The sequence below is a fragment of the Alkaliflexus imshenetskii DSM 15055 genome, from assembly GCF_000517065.1.
In the GTDB taxonomy this organism is placed as follows: domain Bacteria; phylum Bacteroidota; class Bacteroidia; order Bacteroidales; family Marinilabiliaceae; genus Alkaliflexus; species Alkaliflexus imshenetskii.
Map to the genome: position 1 here is coordinate 3,111,507 of NZ_KI912105.1, position 16,384 is coordinate 3,127,890.

Below are 16,384 nucleotides of genomic sequence, written 5' to 3' on the forward strand. Positions count from 1 at the left end.
TTTTTAAGTTCAATAAATAAGTTGATAGATGACTCCAAATACTGCCGAAAGAATTAGCTTTGCTACCATCAAGAATCAGCTTCCATATCCTGATTTTCTTGAGGTTCAATTGAAGTCTTTCCGTGAATTCTTTCAGTTGGGCTCCACACCTGAAGAGCGGAAAAAGGAAGGGTTGAACCAGGTTTTCCTGGAGAATTTTCCCATTACCGATACCAGAAATAATTTCGTACTCGAGTTTATCGATTACAATATTGATCCGCCACGATACTCCATTCAAGAGTGCATCGAGCGTGGTCTCTCATACAGCGTACCTTTAAAGGCCAAACTAAAACTCTTTTGTACTGACCCTGAACATGAGGATTTTGATACCGTTGTTCAGGATGTATATTTGGGTACTGTTCCATATATGACCGATAAGGGAAGCTTTATCATCAATGGTGCCGAAAGGGTTGTTGTATCACAATTGCACCGTTCACCGGGTGTATTTTTCGGACAGAGTGTTCATGCCAACGGAACCAAGCTTTATTCGGCACGTATCATACCGTTAAAAGGTTCATGGATTGAATTTGCTACCGATATCAACAATGTGATGTATGCCTACATCGACCGGAAAAAGAAACTACCGGTTACGACATTGTTACGTGCCATTGGATTCGAAGCTGACAAGGATATTCTTGAAATATTCAATCTGGCCGATGAAATAAAAGTATCAAAAGCTACACTTAAAAAGGTTGTTGGTCGTAAGCTGGCAGCGCGTGTGCTTAAATCATGGATCGAAGATTTCGTTGACGAAGATACTGGTGAAGTAGTATCTATTGAGCGTAACGAAGTTATTATCGATCGTGAAACCGTTCTTGAAAATGAACACATTGATGAAATTGTTGACTCTGGTGCTAAAACCATTCTTCTGCATAAGGAGATTTCTAATGTCAGCGATTATGCCATCATTTATAATACTCTTCAAAAAGACCCGTGTAACTCGGAGAAAGAAGCTGTTGTTCATATCTACAGGCAGTTGCGTAACGCAGAGCCGCCAGATGAGGCCACAGCCCGCGATGTAATCGACAAGTTGTTCTTCTCCGATAAAAGATATGACTTGGGTGACGTAGGCCGATACCGTATTAACAGAAAGTTAGGACTGAATACGGACTATGAAACTAAAGTTCTTACCAGGGATGATATGATCGCCATTATTCAGTATTTGATTCAGTTAGTGAACTCAAAAACGGATGTGGATGATATTGACCACTTAAGTAACCGTAGGGTGCGTACTGTGGGCGAACAGCTTGCCAATCAGTTTGGAGTCGGGTTGGCACGTATGGCTCGTACCATTCGTGAACGTATGAACGTGCGCGACAATGAGGTATTTACCCCTATCGATTTGATAAACAGTAAGACATTGTCATCTGTTATCAATAGTTTCTTCGGAACCAATGCGTTGTCACAGTTTATGGATCAAACAAACCCATTGGCTGAGATTACGCATAAGCGACGTATGTCTGCTCTCGGGCCCGGAGGTCTCTCACGTGAACGTGCCGGATTTGAGGTACGTGACGTGCATTATACGCATTATGGGCGTTTGTGTCCTATCGAAACACCTGAAGGACCTAACATTGGTTTGATATCCTCCCTATGTGTATTTGCAAAAATTAATGAACTAGGGTTTATTGAAACTCCGTACCGTCAGGTTACAGCCAAAAAGGTTGACTTGACCAACGAAGGAGTTGTTTACCTGAGTGCCGAGGAAGAAGAGGCTAAGACAATTGCACAGGCAAACGCCCCACTCAATGAGGATGGGTACTTTGTTAATCCGCGTGTTAAAGCCCGTTTGGAAGGTGACTTCCCAGTGGTTGAACCAGAAGAGGTTATCCTGATGGACGTAGCTCCTAATCAGATTGCTTCTGTGGCAGCTTCTCTTATTCCGTTCCTTGAGCATGATGATGCAAACCGTGCGTTGATGGGCTCGAACATGATGCGTCAGGCAGTGCCGCTGTTGCGTTCTGAGTCTCCCGTAGTTGGTACCGGTTTGGAGTCCGTACTAACCCGTGACTCAAGAACTCAGGTTGTTGCTGAAGGCGACGGCGTAGTGGAGTACGTTGATGCCGATGAAATTGTTATTCGTTATGACCTTACCGAGGAAGAGCGTTTCGTAAGCTTTGACCCGGAGACAAAAAGATATAGACTTACAAAATTTCTCAAGACAAACCAGAATACCAGTATCAACCTTAAACCCATGGTTAACAAGGGTGACAGGGTAACTACCGGTCAAATTCTGACCGAAGGGTATGCTACCGAGAAGGGTGAGCTGGCACTGGGTCGGAACCTGAAAGTGGCGTTTATGCCATGGAAAGGTTACAACTTTGAGGATGCAATCGTGCTAAATGAACGATTGGTTCGTGAGGATGTATTCACTTCTGTGCATATTGATGAGTACTCACTCGAAGTAAGGGATACAAAACGAGGCTTGGAAGAGCTAACCGCTGATATCCCGAACGTAAGTGAGGATGCCACCAAAGATCTGGATGAAAATGGACTCATCCGCATCGGTGCCCACGTTAAACCTGGTGATATTCTTATTGGTAAAATCACTCCAAAAGGTGAGAGCGACCCAACGCCTGAAGAGAAACTGCTTAGAGCCATATTTGGGGAGAAAGCCGGTGATGTGAAGGATGCTTCGCTAAAAGCTACGCCATCACTTTCGGGAGTTGTTATTGACAAGAAACTGTTTTCCAGGGTAATCAAGGATCGCAAGGCGCGTTCATCAGAGAAACCGGTCATCGCTAAAATTGATGAGGAGTTTAACAGATCTGTGGCCGATTTGACGAACCGTTTGGTAGACAAGTTATTTGCGCTGATTAATGGTAAAACCAGTCAGGGTGTAAAAGATTATATGGGTGTTGATGTTATATCCAAAGGCACAAAATTTACACAAAAAGTGCTTCAGGATGTGGACTATCTTAATGTGAACCCAAATAAATGGACCACTGACAAAGATAAGAACGATCTGATCTCCGCTGTGATTCATAATTACAGATTGAGATACAAAGAGTTGGAGGCGAAAGAGAAACGCCAAAAGTACAATGTGACCATTGGCGATGAGTTGCCAGCCGGAATTGTACAATTGGCAAAAGTTTACATCGCCAAAAAACGTAAGATTACTGTTGGTGACAAGATGGCAGGACGCCACGGAAACAAAGGTATTGTTTCACGTATCGTGCGTGCCGAAGATATGCCTTTCCTTGCCGACGGAACACCTGTTGATATTGTTCTTAACCCGCTGGGCGTACCCTCGCGTATGAACCTGGGGCAGATTTATGAAACTGTTCTTGGATGGGCAGGACAGGTGTTAGGTGTGAAGTTTGCTACGCCAATTTTTGATGGTGCTTCGGAAGAGGATCTGGAGCATTACACGAGTAAGGCAGGTGTTCCCAAATTTGGTAAGAGCTACCTGTTTGACGGCGGCAGCGGTGAGCGTTTCCACCAGCCAGCAACGGTAGGTGTTATCTACATGCTGAAACTTGGTCACATGATTGAAGACAAGATGCATGCCCGTTCCATTGGCCCGTACTCACTTATTACCCAGCAACCGTTGGGTGGTAAAGCGCAGTTTGGTGGTCAGCGTTTTGGAGAGATGGAGGTTTGGGCTCTTGAGGCTTTTGGTGCTGCCAACATCCTGCAGGAGATCCTTACTGTGAAGTCAGATGACGTGATGGGCCGTGCAAAAGCCTATGAAGCCATTGTGAAGGGAGATCCGCTGCCATTGCCCGGTATACCGGAATCGCTGAACGTGTTGTTGCACGAGATGCGTGGCCTTGGTTTGAGCGTAAACCTTGAATAGTTTAGACCGGGTAAATTCCCAGGAGTGGGAGTTTACCAGGCCTCTTTTTTAATTATCTAATACTCTACTATATATGGCATTCAGGAGAGAACAGAAAGTCAAGAGTAATTTTACCCAAATCTCTATTGGTTTGGCATCTCCCGAAGAGATACTGGAACGTTCCAGTGGTGAGGTTCTCAAACCGGAGACTATCAATTATCGAACTTATAAACCTGAGCGTGACGGATTGTTCTGCGAAAGAATTTTCGGTCCTGTTAAGGATTATGAGTGTCATTGCGGTAAATACAAACGTATCCGTTATCGGGGTATTGTGTGTGACCGATGTGGTGTGGAAGTGACCGAGAAAAAGGTCAGACGCGAGCGTATGGGGCACATTTCACTGGTTGTGCCTGTGGCACATATCTGGTATTTCCGCTCTTTACCAAATAAAATTGGCTACTTGCTTGGGTTACCAACCAAAAAGCTTGATGCTATCATCTATTATGAGCGTTATGTTGTTGTTAATCCTGGTGTAAAGGCTGAGGATGGCATTAAAACAATGGATTTCCTGACTGAGGAAGAGTATCTTGATATTCTTGATGCGCTGCCCAAAGGCAATCAGATGCTTGATGATGAGGATCCAAATAAATTCATCGCTAAGATGGGTGCTGAAGCATTACACATGCTGCTTTCCCGTCTTGATCTGGATGATTTGTCCTATGATTTAAGACATAAGGCAAATACAGAGACATCACAGCAACGTAAAAACGAAGCGTTGAAGCGTCTTCAGGTAGTTGAGTCATTCCGTGAGTCTAAAGGAGTGAATCGTCCCGAGTGGATGGTTGTTAAAGTTGTTCCGGTGACCCCACCCGAACTGCGTCCTTTGGTGCCATTGGATGGTGGCCGATTTGCAACATCTGACCTTAATGATTTATATCGCAGGGTTATTATTCGTAACAACCGTTTGAAGCGATTGATTGAAATTAAGGCACCAGAGGTGATTTTGCGTAACGAGAAAAGGATGCTTCAGGAGTCTGTAGACTCGTTGTTCGACAACTCTCGTAAATCCAATGCAGTTAAAACCGACGCCAACCGTCCGTTGAAATCGCTTTCTGATTCATTGAAAGGTAAACAGGGACGTTTTCGTCAGAACCTGCTTGGTAAGCGTGTTGACTATTCAGCCCGTTCGGTTATTGTTATTGGACCTGAATTAAAAATGCACGAATGCGGTCTTCCAAAAGATATGGCCGCTGAATTATACAAACCTTTCATCATCCGTAAGCTCATTGAGCGCGGTATTGTGAAAACCGTTAAGTCGGCCAAGAAGATTGTAGACCGCAAAGATCCTGTGGTTTGGGATATTCTTGAGAATGTATTGAAGGGACACCCGGTGCTGTTAAACCGTGCTCCAACACTTCACCGTTTGGGTATTCAGGCGTTTCAGCCAAAGTTGATTGAGGGAAAAGCTATTCAGTTACACCCACTTTCATGTGCTGCGTTTAACGCCGACTTTGATGGTGACCAGATGGCGGTACACTTGCCATTGGGCAATGCTGCCATTCTTGAAGCACAAATGTTGATGCTTGGTTCTCAGAATATTTTGAACCCTGCAAACGGAGCGCCTATTACTGTTCCATCACAGGACATGGTACTTGGGTTATATTATATGACCAAGATGCGTCCAGGTGCTAAAGGTGAAGGATTGGTGTTCTATTCTCCCGAGGAGGCTAAAATCGCCTACAATGAGAAGAAGGTAGAACTTCACGCAAAGGTTAAGGTTAAAACCTATGATATCAATTCAAAAGGTGAAAGAGAACTTACCTTTATTGAGACAACCGTAGGGCGAATCCTTTTCAACGAAGTTGTTCCTCACGATGCAGGTTACGTAAATGAACTTCTTACTAAGAAGGCTCTGCGTGACATCATTGGTGATGTACATAAAAAATGTGGAACACCACAAACCGCAGACTTTCTTGATAATATCAAGAACCTTGGATACCAAATGGCTTTTGAGGGAGGATTGTCATTCAACCTGGAAGACGTGATTATTCCGGCGGAGAAGGATGAACTTGTAAAGGCCGGATATGATGAAGTTGAAGAGGTATTGAATAACTATAATATGGGTTTCATCACCAATAATGAGCGCTACAATGCCATTATTGATATTTGGACGCACGTTAACGCCCGATTGACTCATATTTTGATGGATCAGTTGAGTTCTGACCAACAAGGTTTCAACTCAGTTTATATGATGCTTGACTCCGGTGCCCGGGGTTCTAAAGAGCAGATTCGTCAGTTGTCAGGTATGAGGGGTTTGATGGCGAAACCACAGAAGTCTGGTGCTGAAGGCGGACAGATTATTGAGAACCCGATTTTATCAAACTTTAAAGAAGGACTGTCGGTACTTGAGTACTTTATCTCAACGCACGGTGCCCGTAAAGGTCTTGCGGATACGGCTCTTAAAACAGCAGATGCCGGGTATCTTACCCGTCGTTTGGTGGATGTGTCACAGGATGTGATTATCACTGAGGAAGATTGTGGTACTTTACGTGGACTTACAGCTACTGCCCTGAAAAACAATGAAGAGGTTGTTGCCTCTCTCTATGAACGTATTCTGGGACGTGTATCAGTACATGATGTGTACAATCCAACAACCGGAGATATTATTATTAAATCGGGTTCTGAGATTACTGAGGAGTCTGCCCGAATTATTGATAAATCGCCCATTGAGAGAGTGGAAATTCGTTCAGTGCTCACCTGTGAATCAAAAAAAGGTGTATGTTCAAAATGTTATGGACGTAACCTTGCCAACGGCCGTTTGGTGCACAATGGTGAGGCTGTAGGGGTAATTGCTGCGCAGTCTATTGGTGAGCCTGGTACTCAGTTAACGCTTCGTACGTTCCACGTTGGGGGTACTGCGTCAAACATCACATCTGAAAGCAGCATGCTTGCGCGCTACGATGGTATTGTTGAGATTGATGAATTACGTACTGTTCCTCATACAACCGACGATGGTCAGGATGTGGATGTGGTTATTGGCCGATTGGCTGAGATGCGTATTGTTGATAAGAATACAGGTATTTCACTCACTACACAACCAATTCCTTATGGTGCCAAGCTGTTTATCAAAAACGGTGCAGAAGTAGCCAAAGGAGACCTTGTATGTGAATGGGATCCATGGAACGCATTGATTATATCTGAAAAGACAGGTAAAATTGCTTTTGAAAACCTTATTGAAGGTGTTACTTACAAAGAGGAGTCGGATGAACAAACCGGTTTCCGTGAAAAAGTAATCATCGAAACCAGAGATAAGACTAAGAACCCAGGCGTACAGATTCTGTCTGAGGATGGTGAAGTACTTAGGGTTTATAACTTACCTGTGGGTGCCCACGTTTCAGTTGACGAAGGTGACAAGGTAAGACAAGGTCAGATACTTGTGAAACTTCCACGTGCGATGGGTCGTGCAGGTGACATCACCGGAGGTCTGCCACGTATTACCGAGTTGTTCGAAGCTCGTAATCCATCTAACCCGGCTGTGGTTTCGGAGATTGATGGTGAGGTTGCATTTGGTAAGATTAAGCGTGGTAACCGCGAAGTTGTTGTGACTTCGAAAAATGGTGAAGTTAAAAAGTATCTTGTGCCGCTTTCAAAGCAGATTCTTGTTCAGGAGAACGACTATGTGCGTGCTGGTATACCATTGTCCGACGGCGCTACAACACCTGCTGATATTCTTGCTATCAAAGGGCCTACAGCTGTTCAGGAATACATTGTGAACGAGGTACAGGATGTGTATCGTTTGCAAGGTGTGAAAATCAATGACAAGCACTTTGAAATCATTGTGAGACAGATGATGCGGAAAGTTGAAATAGACGATCCAGGTGATACAAGATTCCTTGAAAGACAAGTGGTTGATAAAATTGAGTTCATGGAAGAGAACGATGAGATTTGGGGTAAAATGGTGGTCGAAGATTCTGGTGACTCACAGTCATTGCGTCCCGGCCAGATTATCACAGCCCGTCGTTTGCGCGATGAAAATTCTCAGCTGAAGCGTCGTGACCTTAAATTGGTAAAAGCCAGAGAAGCCGTGCCAGCAACATCGAGTCAGGTGCTACAGGGTATTACCCGTGCAGCTCTTCAGACTAAGAGTTTCATGTCGGCTGCATCGTTCCAGGAAACAACCAAAGTGCTTAACGAAGCTGCTATCCAGGGCAAAGTTGACCGCTTGGAAGGTCTTAAGGAGAATGTTATTTGCGGACACCTTATTCCTGCCGGTACCGGTTTACGTGAGTATGATAAACTGGTGGTTGGTTCTCGTGAAGAGTACGACAAGTTGGTTGGTAATAAAAAAGAGAGCGAACGGGTTTACGAATAGTAAATATCGACTCAAAATAGAAGAAAATAGGGGAGCTTGTGCTTCCCTATTTTTGTTTCTATTAAACGAGTGCAAAAACCGGCTTTGAATTCTGTTGCTTTCCTGTCAAAAAGAATATCTTTAACCGAAAATTGAATAATTCATATATCATGGAAGATACTAAGAACAAACAGCAATTAACGATTGAAATTAACGAGGAAATAGGACAAGGTATCTATTCCAATCTGGCCATCATCAGCCATTCGCCTTCTGAATTTGTGCTCGATTTTGTGCGCATCATGCCCGGAGTACCAAAAGCTCAGGTAAAATCGCGCGTGATATTAACACCTGAACATGCCAAGCGTTTGCTTAATGCATTAAAAGATAATATTGTACGGTATGAGCAGCAGTTTGGTCCCATAAAACACATCGAGGACGGACAGGGTGGTTTCAATCCGATGGCATTTGGTGGACCTGCAGGTCAGGCATAATGCGTTGATGTATATTGTTTAAGCCGCTTCGTGTATAATTAGATATTTCTGGATTATGGTTTCTTTGCTTTTTGGACGCTTATTGCCTCTTATCTTTCTTATGCTGCTTGGATGCAGTCAGATAACTGCTCCTGCTCAGGAGGAGGCTTCCAGGATTATTTTTCCTGACATGATTTATGACGAAAGTCGGGCATGGGTCGATTCGGTGTATGAATCATTATCTGAAAGGCAAAAAATTGCGCAACTGTTTTGGCTCGCCGTGGAGAATGTTGACAATCAGGTAGCTTACGGCCGGTTGAAATCTCTTGTGAAAGAGCATCAGCCGGGTGGTATCTTACTTTTTCGCATGCGTCCCGAAAGAGCCCAACAGGTGATTACCGATTTGCAGTCTGAATCCGAATTGCGTCTGCTGGTTTCGATTGATGGAGAGTGGGGATTGGCCATGCGTTTTGCAGATGTAACACCATTCCCTTATGCCATGACACTTGGTGCCATTCAGGATGACAGCCTGATATTCCGTATGGGTCTGGAAATGGCTCGTCAGTTCCGGCTGATGGGCATACATGTGAATATGGCGCCTGTGGCTGATGTGAATAGCAACCCCAATAATCCTGTAATTGGTCATCGCTCATTTGGAGAGATTCCCGATAACGTTTCGCGAAAGGCGGTGGCATATATGCAAGGATTGCAGGAAGGCGGCGTGATGGCTGTAGGCAAGCATTTTCCCGGTCATGGTGATACCGACACCGATTCACATAAAACGCTGCCCATCGTAAACCATACTCTCGATCGACTTAATGAGATGGATTTACCGCCATTCAGAGCACTGACCGATGCCGGCATTTGGGCGGTTATGACTGCACACATTGAAGTACCGGCACTGGAGGCAACAAAAGGTGTTCCAAGCAGTTTTTCAAAGGGTGTGATAGAGGATCTTTTACGTAAGCAAATGGGCTTTAATGGTTTGGTAATTACTGATGCTGTGAACATGCAAGGAGCGAAAGTAATGGGTCGTCCGGGAGTGGTTGATGCACTTGCTCTTGCAGCTGGCAACGACATAGTGGAGTTTACCGAGAACTTGCCTGCCGCCATCGAAGAGGTTTTGAAGTTTATTGAATCAGGACAGTTATCCTGGGCACAAATTGAGGATAAATGCCGGCGGTCACTGGCTTTTAAGTATTGGCTGACTGAACGGTTGCCATCTGGCGAACACTGCACGGAGGATATCGTTAAATGCCTGAATAGTGTCGAAACTTACGAATTAAACCAGAAGTTACACAATGCAGCACTCACCGTATTAAGAAATGAAAACGAAGCACTTCCTTTGTCTGGGGGCTTTTCAGGTAATTATGCCTGTGTGGTTTTGGGGAGTGCACCTTCCTTATCGGCCGATATCAGGATTCAATTTAAGCTGCCGGTGTATGAACTCTCAACTTCTGATGGTGCTGCTTTTGACCGTGTTATTTCTTCGCTCGACCGCTATGATGGATTTGTGATTGTTGTGGCCGATACCCGATGGGGACGACTTGCGGCTAATCAGGCACGTAAAATGCGATTGATGCGGTTGGCTGAAAAGGGGCGGTCTGTTTCTGTGTTCATGGGCAATGCTTACCATCTCGCCAGCTGGAGCGGTTTAACCAAGTCAACCGCCTTAATCGTTTCCTATCAAAACAATGTGTTTGCCGAACGTGCGGTTATGCAGTTGCTGCAAGGTAAAATAACCGCCAATGGTCAGTTGCCGGTTTCTGTGGGTGAGCTGTTTAATGCAGGTGATGGTATTAATATTCCTAAATAGGATTGCTATAGCGCTTGTTTTTTTATGATGCTTGTTTTTATCAATCATCAAATCAAGGGTCTTTACTGGATGTAACTCATTCATCACTTAAATAATTCCTTATGATTCCGATGCGACAAATGCCAAAACTCGGTATCCTTTCTTCAGCATTGATATTTACATGTGCTGCCATTCTCTTGTATCTCTCTTCTCACTATTTAATCCCTTTTTTGGCGAGTGTGACTGGTCAGGAGATGATTTTATTTTGGTTCATTGTGGCTGGGCTAATCGTTTTTACGCCACTAATTCTATTGGCTTTTGTAATGCTCCGAAATGAAGGTCGTCAAATTACCGACATTGATACTTGGCGTGTACGGATGCGATTCAGGAAGCTAACGCGCCGTGATTTAATTTGGAGTTTTTCAGGCCTTGTGATTGTTGGATTATTTAGCGCACTAATTCTTGAAGGTATTACCCTTATCTGGGGCGAATTTGACCATAGTCCGGTTTTTATGTCGTTTGAACCTTTAACAACAGGCCGGTATTGGTTATTGCTTGTTTGGCTGCCTTATTGGGTACTAAACATTATGGGAGAGGAGATAATTTGGCGTGGGGTGATTTTGCCGCGTCAGGAATTGTCATTTGGCAGATATGCCTGGTTGATTCATGGATTGGGATGGAGTATCTTTCATTTTGCGTTTGGATGGCAGCTCATGCTATCTCTGCTTCCGCTCATGTTTTTGCAATCCTATATTGTTCAAAAAACAGGAAACTCATGGGTTGGCGTGCTTATGCACGGAGGGTTAAATGGCCCTGCGTTTATTGCCATTGCTTTGGGGTTGATATAATCAGAAAAACTCACTGTTTTCGTTTTACGCCTCTAATGGCTTTTTCCGTCCAGGGATCATCGGGCCAAACATGTTTAGGGTATCTGTTTTTGAGCTCTTTGCGCACTTCAAAATAGGTGTTGTTCCAGAAGCTGCGTAGGTCAGCCGTTACTTGAACGGGTTTAAAGCCCGGTGAAAGCAGATGGAGCAAAACCGGCGTGGTGCCATTGTTTACGGTGGGTGTATCGGCCAGACCAAACATCTCTTGAAGCCTCACCGCAAGTATCGGAGCTGATGCGTTGGGCTGGTATTGAATCTTTATGGATGAGCCACTTGGAACCGTTATTTTTTGCGGTGTCAGCCTGTCGAGCGCAAGTTGCTTATCGGTTGGCAAACTGTATTGTAACACGTCCAGCAGGTTTATCTTCTTCAAATCATCGTTTCTTTTTACCTGTGTGAGATAAGGTGCAAGCCAGATGTGGCAATTTTTCAGCAATGTGGCTGTGCTTACATCGGGCCATTCATCGTTGGGGTACCATTGTCGAAGGCTTAAAACGCGGTTTTGCCATTGCGCTATCTCATCGTTAAAATTTAAGAGATTCATACCTTCTTTCTCAATCACTGCGCACAGTGCTTCGATGATTTTATCCTGATTGGGAGATTCTATCGGTTTGGATTGCAAAACAATGGTGCCTATTCTTAAGTCCTTGGTAGCCACTACGCCGCCTTTTCGGGTGTCCCAAGTGACATTCTCCCGCTCTTCAACCATCGGCAGGAGGTCTTTGGGGTTAAGCGGTGCTGCCAGAAATATTTTGCCATCGCCACCCCGGGCATCCATGTGTGCCACCGCCAGCCAGGGTTCATGTGCCAGGTCATCGGTATGTGAAGCCATCACATAACTGCCGTTTGCCATCTGGAACCGTGCATTGGTGCCGGGTCGTGCTCCGGCTATGCGTTCAGGATAGGCATAAACCAGAAGTAGGCCGCTTTCAAAGGCATCAAAGGTTTCATTGTTGGCCTGAATGTTGAAAATTCTTCGGTACGATGCAGCCGACCGCTCAATTTTGCTCCATAGTCTGCTCTCCCTGTCGTTGCGTCTGCTTCGGCGCAAAGCTTCAATTCTGATGTTTATGTCTATACCGGTTTCTTTGGGCATTGGGTCTCTCTCCTCCAGAATGGCCGCTATGTCGGTTGCAAGTGCAAGTTGGTTTGATTCACGCGCCTTAATAAGCATGTGCGCCAGCCGGGGGTGGCAGGGGAGGTCGGCCATTTGTCGTCCATGTGGGGTTATTTTGCCGTTGTCGAGAGCTTTCAGTTGTTGCAGGAGTTCAGTAGCCTGGCTTATGTGCGATTGCGGTGGTGGAGTTACCCATGTAAGTTCATAAATATTTTCCACGCCCCATCTGGCCATTTCAAGCATCAATGCGGAAAGGTCGGCATCGCTGATTTCTGGGGTGCGGTGACTGGCCAGTCTGTGGTGGTCGGCCAGACTCCAAAGCCGGTAACATTTTCCCGGCCCGAGGCGCCCGGCTCTTCCTGCGCGCTGGTCGGCCGAATCTTTTGAGATCAGAGCTGTTTCCAGTCTGGAGAGGCCGGTTCCGGGGTCGAACCGCTGATTGCGACCAAAACCGCAGTCTATAACTATTGAAACCCCTTCGATGGTGAGGCTGGTTTCGGCGATGGAAGTTGCCAGCACAATTTTTCTTTTGCCATCGCGGCGCGGCATGATGGCAGCCATTTGTTGCGACGGTGTAAGTCTGCCATAAAGTGGGTGAATGGAGATGCCATCAGTATTTTTTCTTAGTATCTCTTCGCATTGATGAATCTCCCCCTCTCCGGGGAGAAAAACCAGAATGTCACCCGCGTCGTTTTTTAGTGCATCCAACGCAGCGCGGGCTGCCGATTCGGGAAGGATGGATACATCCGAAGGGCCTTTGTATGTTATTTCTACCGGATATTGTTTCCCGTGGCTTTCGATAAGCGGAGCTTTTAACAGAGTGGCTATTTTCTCGGTGTCGAGGGTGGCGGACATGATGACGATGCGCAAGTCCGGACGCAAAACTTTTTGAGTATCGCGGCACAGTGCCAATGCCACATCGGCAAACAGACTACGCTCATGAAACTCGTCAAAAATTACCATGCCAACATCTTCGAGGGCGTTGTCGCTTTGTATCATGCGGGTTAGAATACCCTCGGTTACCACCTCGAGTTGGGTGCTTTTTGATATTTTGTTGTCGAATCGGATGCGATAACCAACTGTTTGCCCAACTTCCTCCCCTATAAGCGAAGCCATGCGCGTGGCAATGGTGCGTGCCGCCAGTCGACGAGGTTCCAGCATAATGACTTTTTTGCGTGCAAGCCAGGGTTCGTTTAGCAGTGCCAGTGGCAGCAGTGTACTTTTTCCGGCACCGGGTGGGGCAGCCACAACCAGAGTGTTTTCTGATGTGAGTGTACGCTGTATATCGGGTATAATCTCTGATATGGGAAGTACGTTTCCGGATGAATGAAAAAGCATGCTGGCGTAAATTATTTTGGGCAAATATACATAATAGATGAGTTTCTATCCTGAGCGTTTGCAAAGTGAAATCGCTATTTTTTGGGCTGTTTCTTCAATCTGTAAACACAGTGCTTTTCCGAAAGCTCCATTTCCAATACCTGAATTACCATCAGGTTAATGATGATGCGTTCGGCAGTCCAACGCCTGATGCCTGCCAATTTCTGAAAGGCTGATAATGTGATGGAAGAGTTTTCGTTTAAATAGGCGAGAAGAAGGTTTTCTGCCTGGGAGAGTTTGAGCAGGGTGCCTTCCTTTCTTTTTTGTTGGGTCCATACTCTTATAAGAATCGAATTCGCCAGAATATTCTGGTCGTTTACACGCACATAAACCTTATAGTCTCCTTCTTTGGTGGGCGCTTTATGTGGTTTGTCCTGACTCTTGGGTATGAGTACTTCAAGAACCGTTTTTCCTTCATAATCGATTATGTTTGTTTCAAATTTAACGGGAGGACGGCAGTACATGTTGGCAGCAGCCTCTACCATATAATATTCTTCATCGGAAGCAACGCCGGCTACTCTGCCGTTGTCCTTCACACCAACCAACAGGCGTCCACCGTCCGTATTGGCAAAAGCGGCCAGTGTGCGGGCTATTTTTCGGGAGTCGTTGATGGCATATTTAAAGTCCTGCTTTTGGTGTTCACCTTCGGCAATTAACTCTTTAAGATATCGGCTCACTGTATTGCGTTTATTAATAGTTCAAATTTCGCAAAAAAAATGAAAAAATCTTCGTAGTGGTCGTGGTCATTGAATAAGTTGATGTTATCAGTTGGTTTTTTGAGGAGTTATTTGCACAGAAGGGGCAGTGTTGTCATTTTGTCTGACTAAATGCGGCAAATAGTCTCTATGGTTTTAAACTGCGCAATTAACACTTATCTTTTGATTTTAATAAATTTAAACACTGGTTGAGTGGTGAGATTTTTCAAACGATAAAACAGATTTTTTGAACTCATAAAAGCATATAAAAATGGACAGAAGAAAATTTATTGCTAGTACCGGCGCTGCGGCGGGAGCACTTCTCGTAAATCCGACAACTTCAGTGGCCACAAACAGGAAGTCGGGCACCCGCAAAAGGCGATTTGCCCTGGTTGGTACTGGCATTAGGGGGGTGAATATGTTTGGTAAGGATTTGATGAAGGATTATGGCCAGTATATCGATATGGTTGGTTTGTGCGATACCAATCCGGGGCGTTTAAAGTTTGCCGATGGCTACATTGGTGCCGGCTGCCCTACATTTACCAATCTGGAGGAGTTAATTAAAAAGCAGAAGCCTGATGTGTTGATTGTTACTACGGAGGACTCTTCGCACCACGAAGTGATAATAAAAGGGATGGAGATGGGGTGCGACATCATCACAGAGAAACCACTAACCATTGATGAGGTAAAAGCACAGGCTATTCTTGATGCACAAGAGCGTACCGGTCGCAATATCATTGTAACCTTTAACTACAGATATCCGCCCTACCGTGCCAAAATGAAAGAGTTGATAATGTCAGGTCTGGTGGGTGACATCAATACAGTTGATTTTCATTGGAACATTCACCACAGCCACCTGATGTATTACATGCAGCGCTGGCATGGCGAGAGTGACAGAGGAGGCTCCTTATGGGTTCATAAATCCACACACCATTTTGACATGATAAACTGGTTCCTCGATTCAGAGCCGCAACAAGTTTTTGCGTATGCGTCATTGGATCGGTTTGGCAAAAAAGGACCCTTCCGTGGTAAGAATTGTCGCAGTTGTGCGCACACTGCAAAGTGTCCTTACTATTGGGATATCAATAAAAACCAAATCCTGAAATCTTTATATGCCGACAATGAACAGCACGACGGCTATATACGTGACAACTGCGTGTTTCGCGAGAATATCGACATTTACGAGAAGCATTCTGCCGTAGTCAAATATATGAATGGCGCTGTGTTAAACTACTCACTTACGGGAGATACAGATTATGACGGGTATTGGATTGCTTTCAACGGCACCAAAGGTCGGCTGGAGGCGCGTATCGAAGGGTATCCGGGCAAGAGTTTTGCGGAGTTAATTTTTACTCCCATCGATCGTTACACCGATGAGAAGCCGAAAATTTTCCGAATTGATTTTGCTCGCGGCGGCCATTGGGGCGGAGATCCACTCATGATGGACAAGCTGTTTAAAGATCCTTCAATGTCTGATCCGTTAAGGCAACAGGCAACGTTGCGTGATGGTGTTATGTCTATTTTATGTGGTATTGCTGCACGGCAGAGTGTGGCCAAAGGCGTTCCGGTTAACATCAAGGGGCTTACATCACTTGAGCCCAAAACTAAAATCTCATAGGCGATTACGCAATCATTTGTTTTTTCATAGTAATTAAGTTGTTTGTTAAGGAGGCTACCTGCTTTTGTTGGTGGCCTCTTTTGTTGTTTTTATGAGCTGGTATTCAGGGTTGAATAACGCGATTGTGATTGTTTTGACTAAAATGCGTGTTCGAACACATTTTTTCTTTTGAAAATTTTTTAAAGAAGATTACAATGTTTATGTTTGTATAGTAATTTCATATCCGGCATTTATAAACACACAAAAATGAAGCCCGT

8 protein-coding genes are annotated in these 16,384 nt (G+C 44.9%); 6 read left to right on the forward strand and 2 right to left on the reverse strand.

Features of this window, described 5'->3' with window-relative positions; all coding sequences use genetic code 11:
• The first annotated feature begins 28 nt into the window (after positions 1-28).
• From rpoB to ALKIM_RS0113170, 5 genes are all read left to right on the forward strand, one after another.
• Positions 29-3,838 carry a DNA-directed RNA polymerase subunit beta gene (gene rpoB / locus ALKIM_RS0113150; RefSeq protein WP_026475047.1) on the forward strand — a complete coding sequence of 1,270 codons (3,810 nt, stop codon included), beginning with the start codon at positions 29-31 and terminating at the stop codon, positions 3,836-3,838.
• Between the two features lie 73 nt (positions 3,839-3,911).
• Complete coding sequence (rpoC, locus tag ALKIM_RS0113155; RefSeq protein WP_026475048.1) at positions 3,912-8,189, forward strand: DNA-directed RNA polymerase subunit beta'; 4,278 nt, start codon at positions 3,912-3,914, stop codon at positions 8,187-8,189.
• Between the two features lie 149 nt (positions 8,190-8,338).
• Positions 8,339-8,659 carry a DUF3467 domain-containing protein gene (locus ALKIM_RS0113160; RefSeq protein WP_026475049.1) on the forward strand — a complete coding sequence of 107 codons (321 nt, stop codon included), beginning with the start codon at positions 8,339-8,341 and terminating at the stop codon, positions 8,657-8,659.
• 55 nt (positions 8,660-8,714) lie between these two features.
• Positions 8,715-10,454, forward strand: a complete 1,740-nt coding sequence (locus tag ALKIM_RS18570; RefSeq protein ID WP_052345559.1) for a glycoside hydrolase family 3 protein — start codon at positions 8,715-8,717, stop codon at positions 10,452-10,454.
• Positions 10,455-10,555: 101 nt separating this feature from the next.
• The gene (locus ALKIM_RS0113170) at positions 10,556-11,281 is read left to right on the forward strand and encodes a CPBP family intramembrane glutamic endopeptidase (protein WP_084555887.1); all 726 of its coding nucleotides are present in this window, start codon (positions 10,556-10,558) and stop codon (positions 11,279-11,281) included.
• A gap of 10 nt (positions 11,282-11,291) precedes the next feature.
• On the opposite strand, the gene hrpB is transcribed toward ALKIM_RS0113170, so the two are convergent.
• Positions 11,292-13,775 (reverse strand): ATP-dependent helicase HrpB, encoded by a 2,484-nt coding sequence (hrpB, locus tag ALKIM_RS0113175; RefSeq protein WP_026475051.1) that lies wholly within the window; start codon positions 13,773-13,775, stop codon positions 11,292-11,294.
• A gap of 74 nt (positions 13,776-13,849) precedes the next feature.
• Positions 13,850-14,491: an AlbA family DNA-binding domain-containing protein gene (locus tag ALKIM_RS0113180; RefSeq protein ID WP_052345560.1), complete on the reverse strand. Its 642-nt coding sequence runs from the start codon at positions 14,489-14,491 to the stop codon at positions 13,850-13,852.
• A 289-nt stretch (positions 14,492-14,780) separates the two neighbouring features.
• On the opposite strand from ALKIM_RS0113180, the gene ALKIM_RS0113185 reads away from it, so the two are divergent.
• Entirely contained in the window at positions 14,781-16,127 is a 1,347-nt protein-coding gene (locus tag ALKIM_RS0113185; protein ID WP_044117944.1) for a Gfo/Idh/MocA family protein, read from the forward strand.
• Positions 16,128-16,384: the final 257 nt, after the last annotated feature.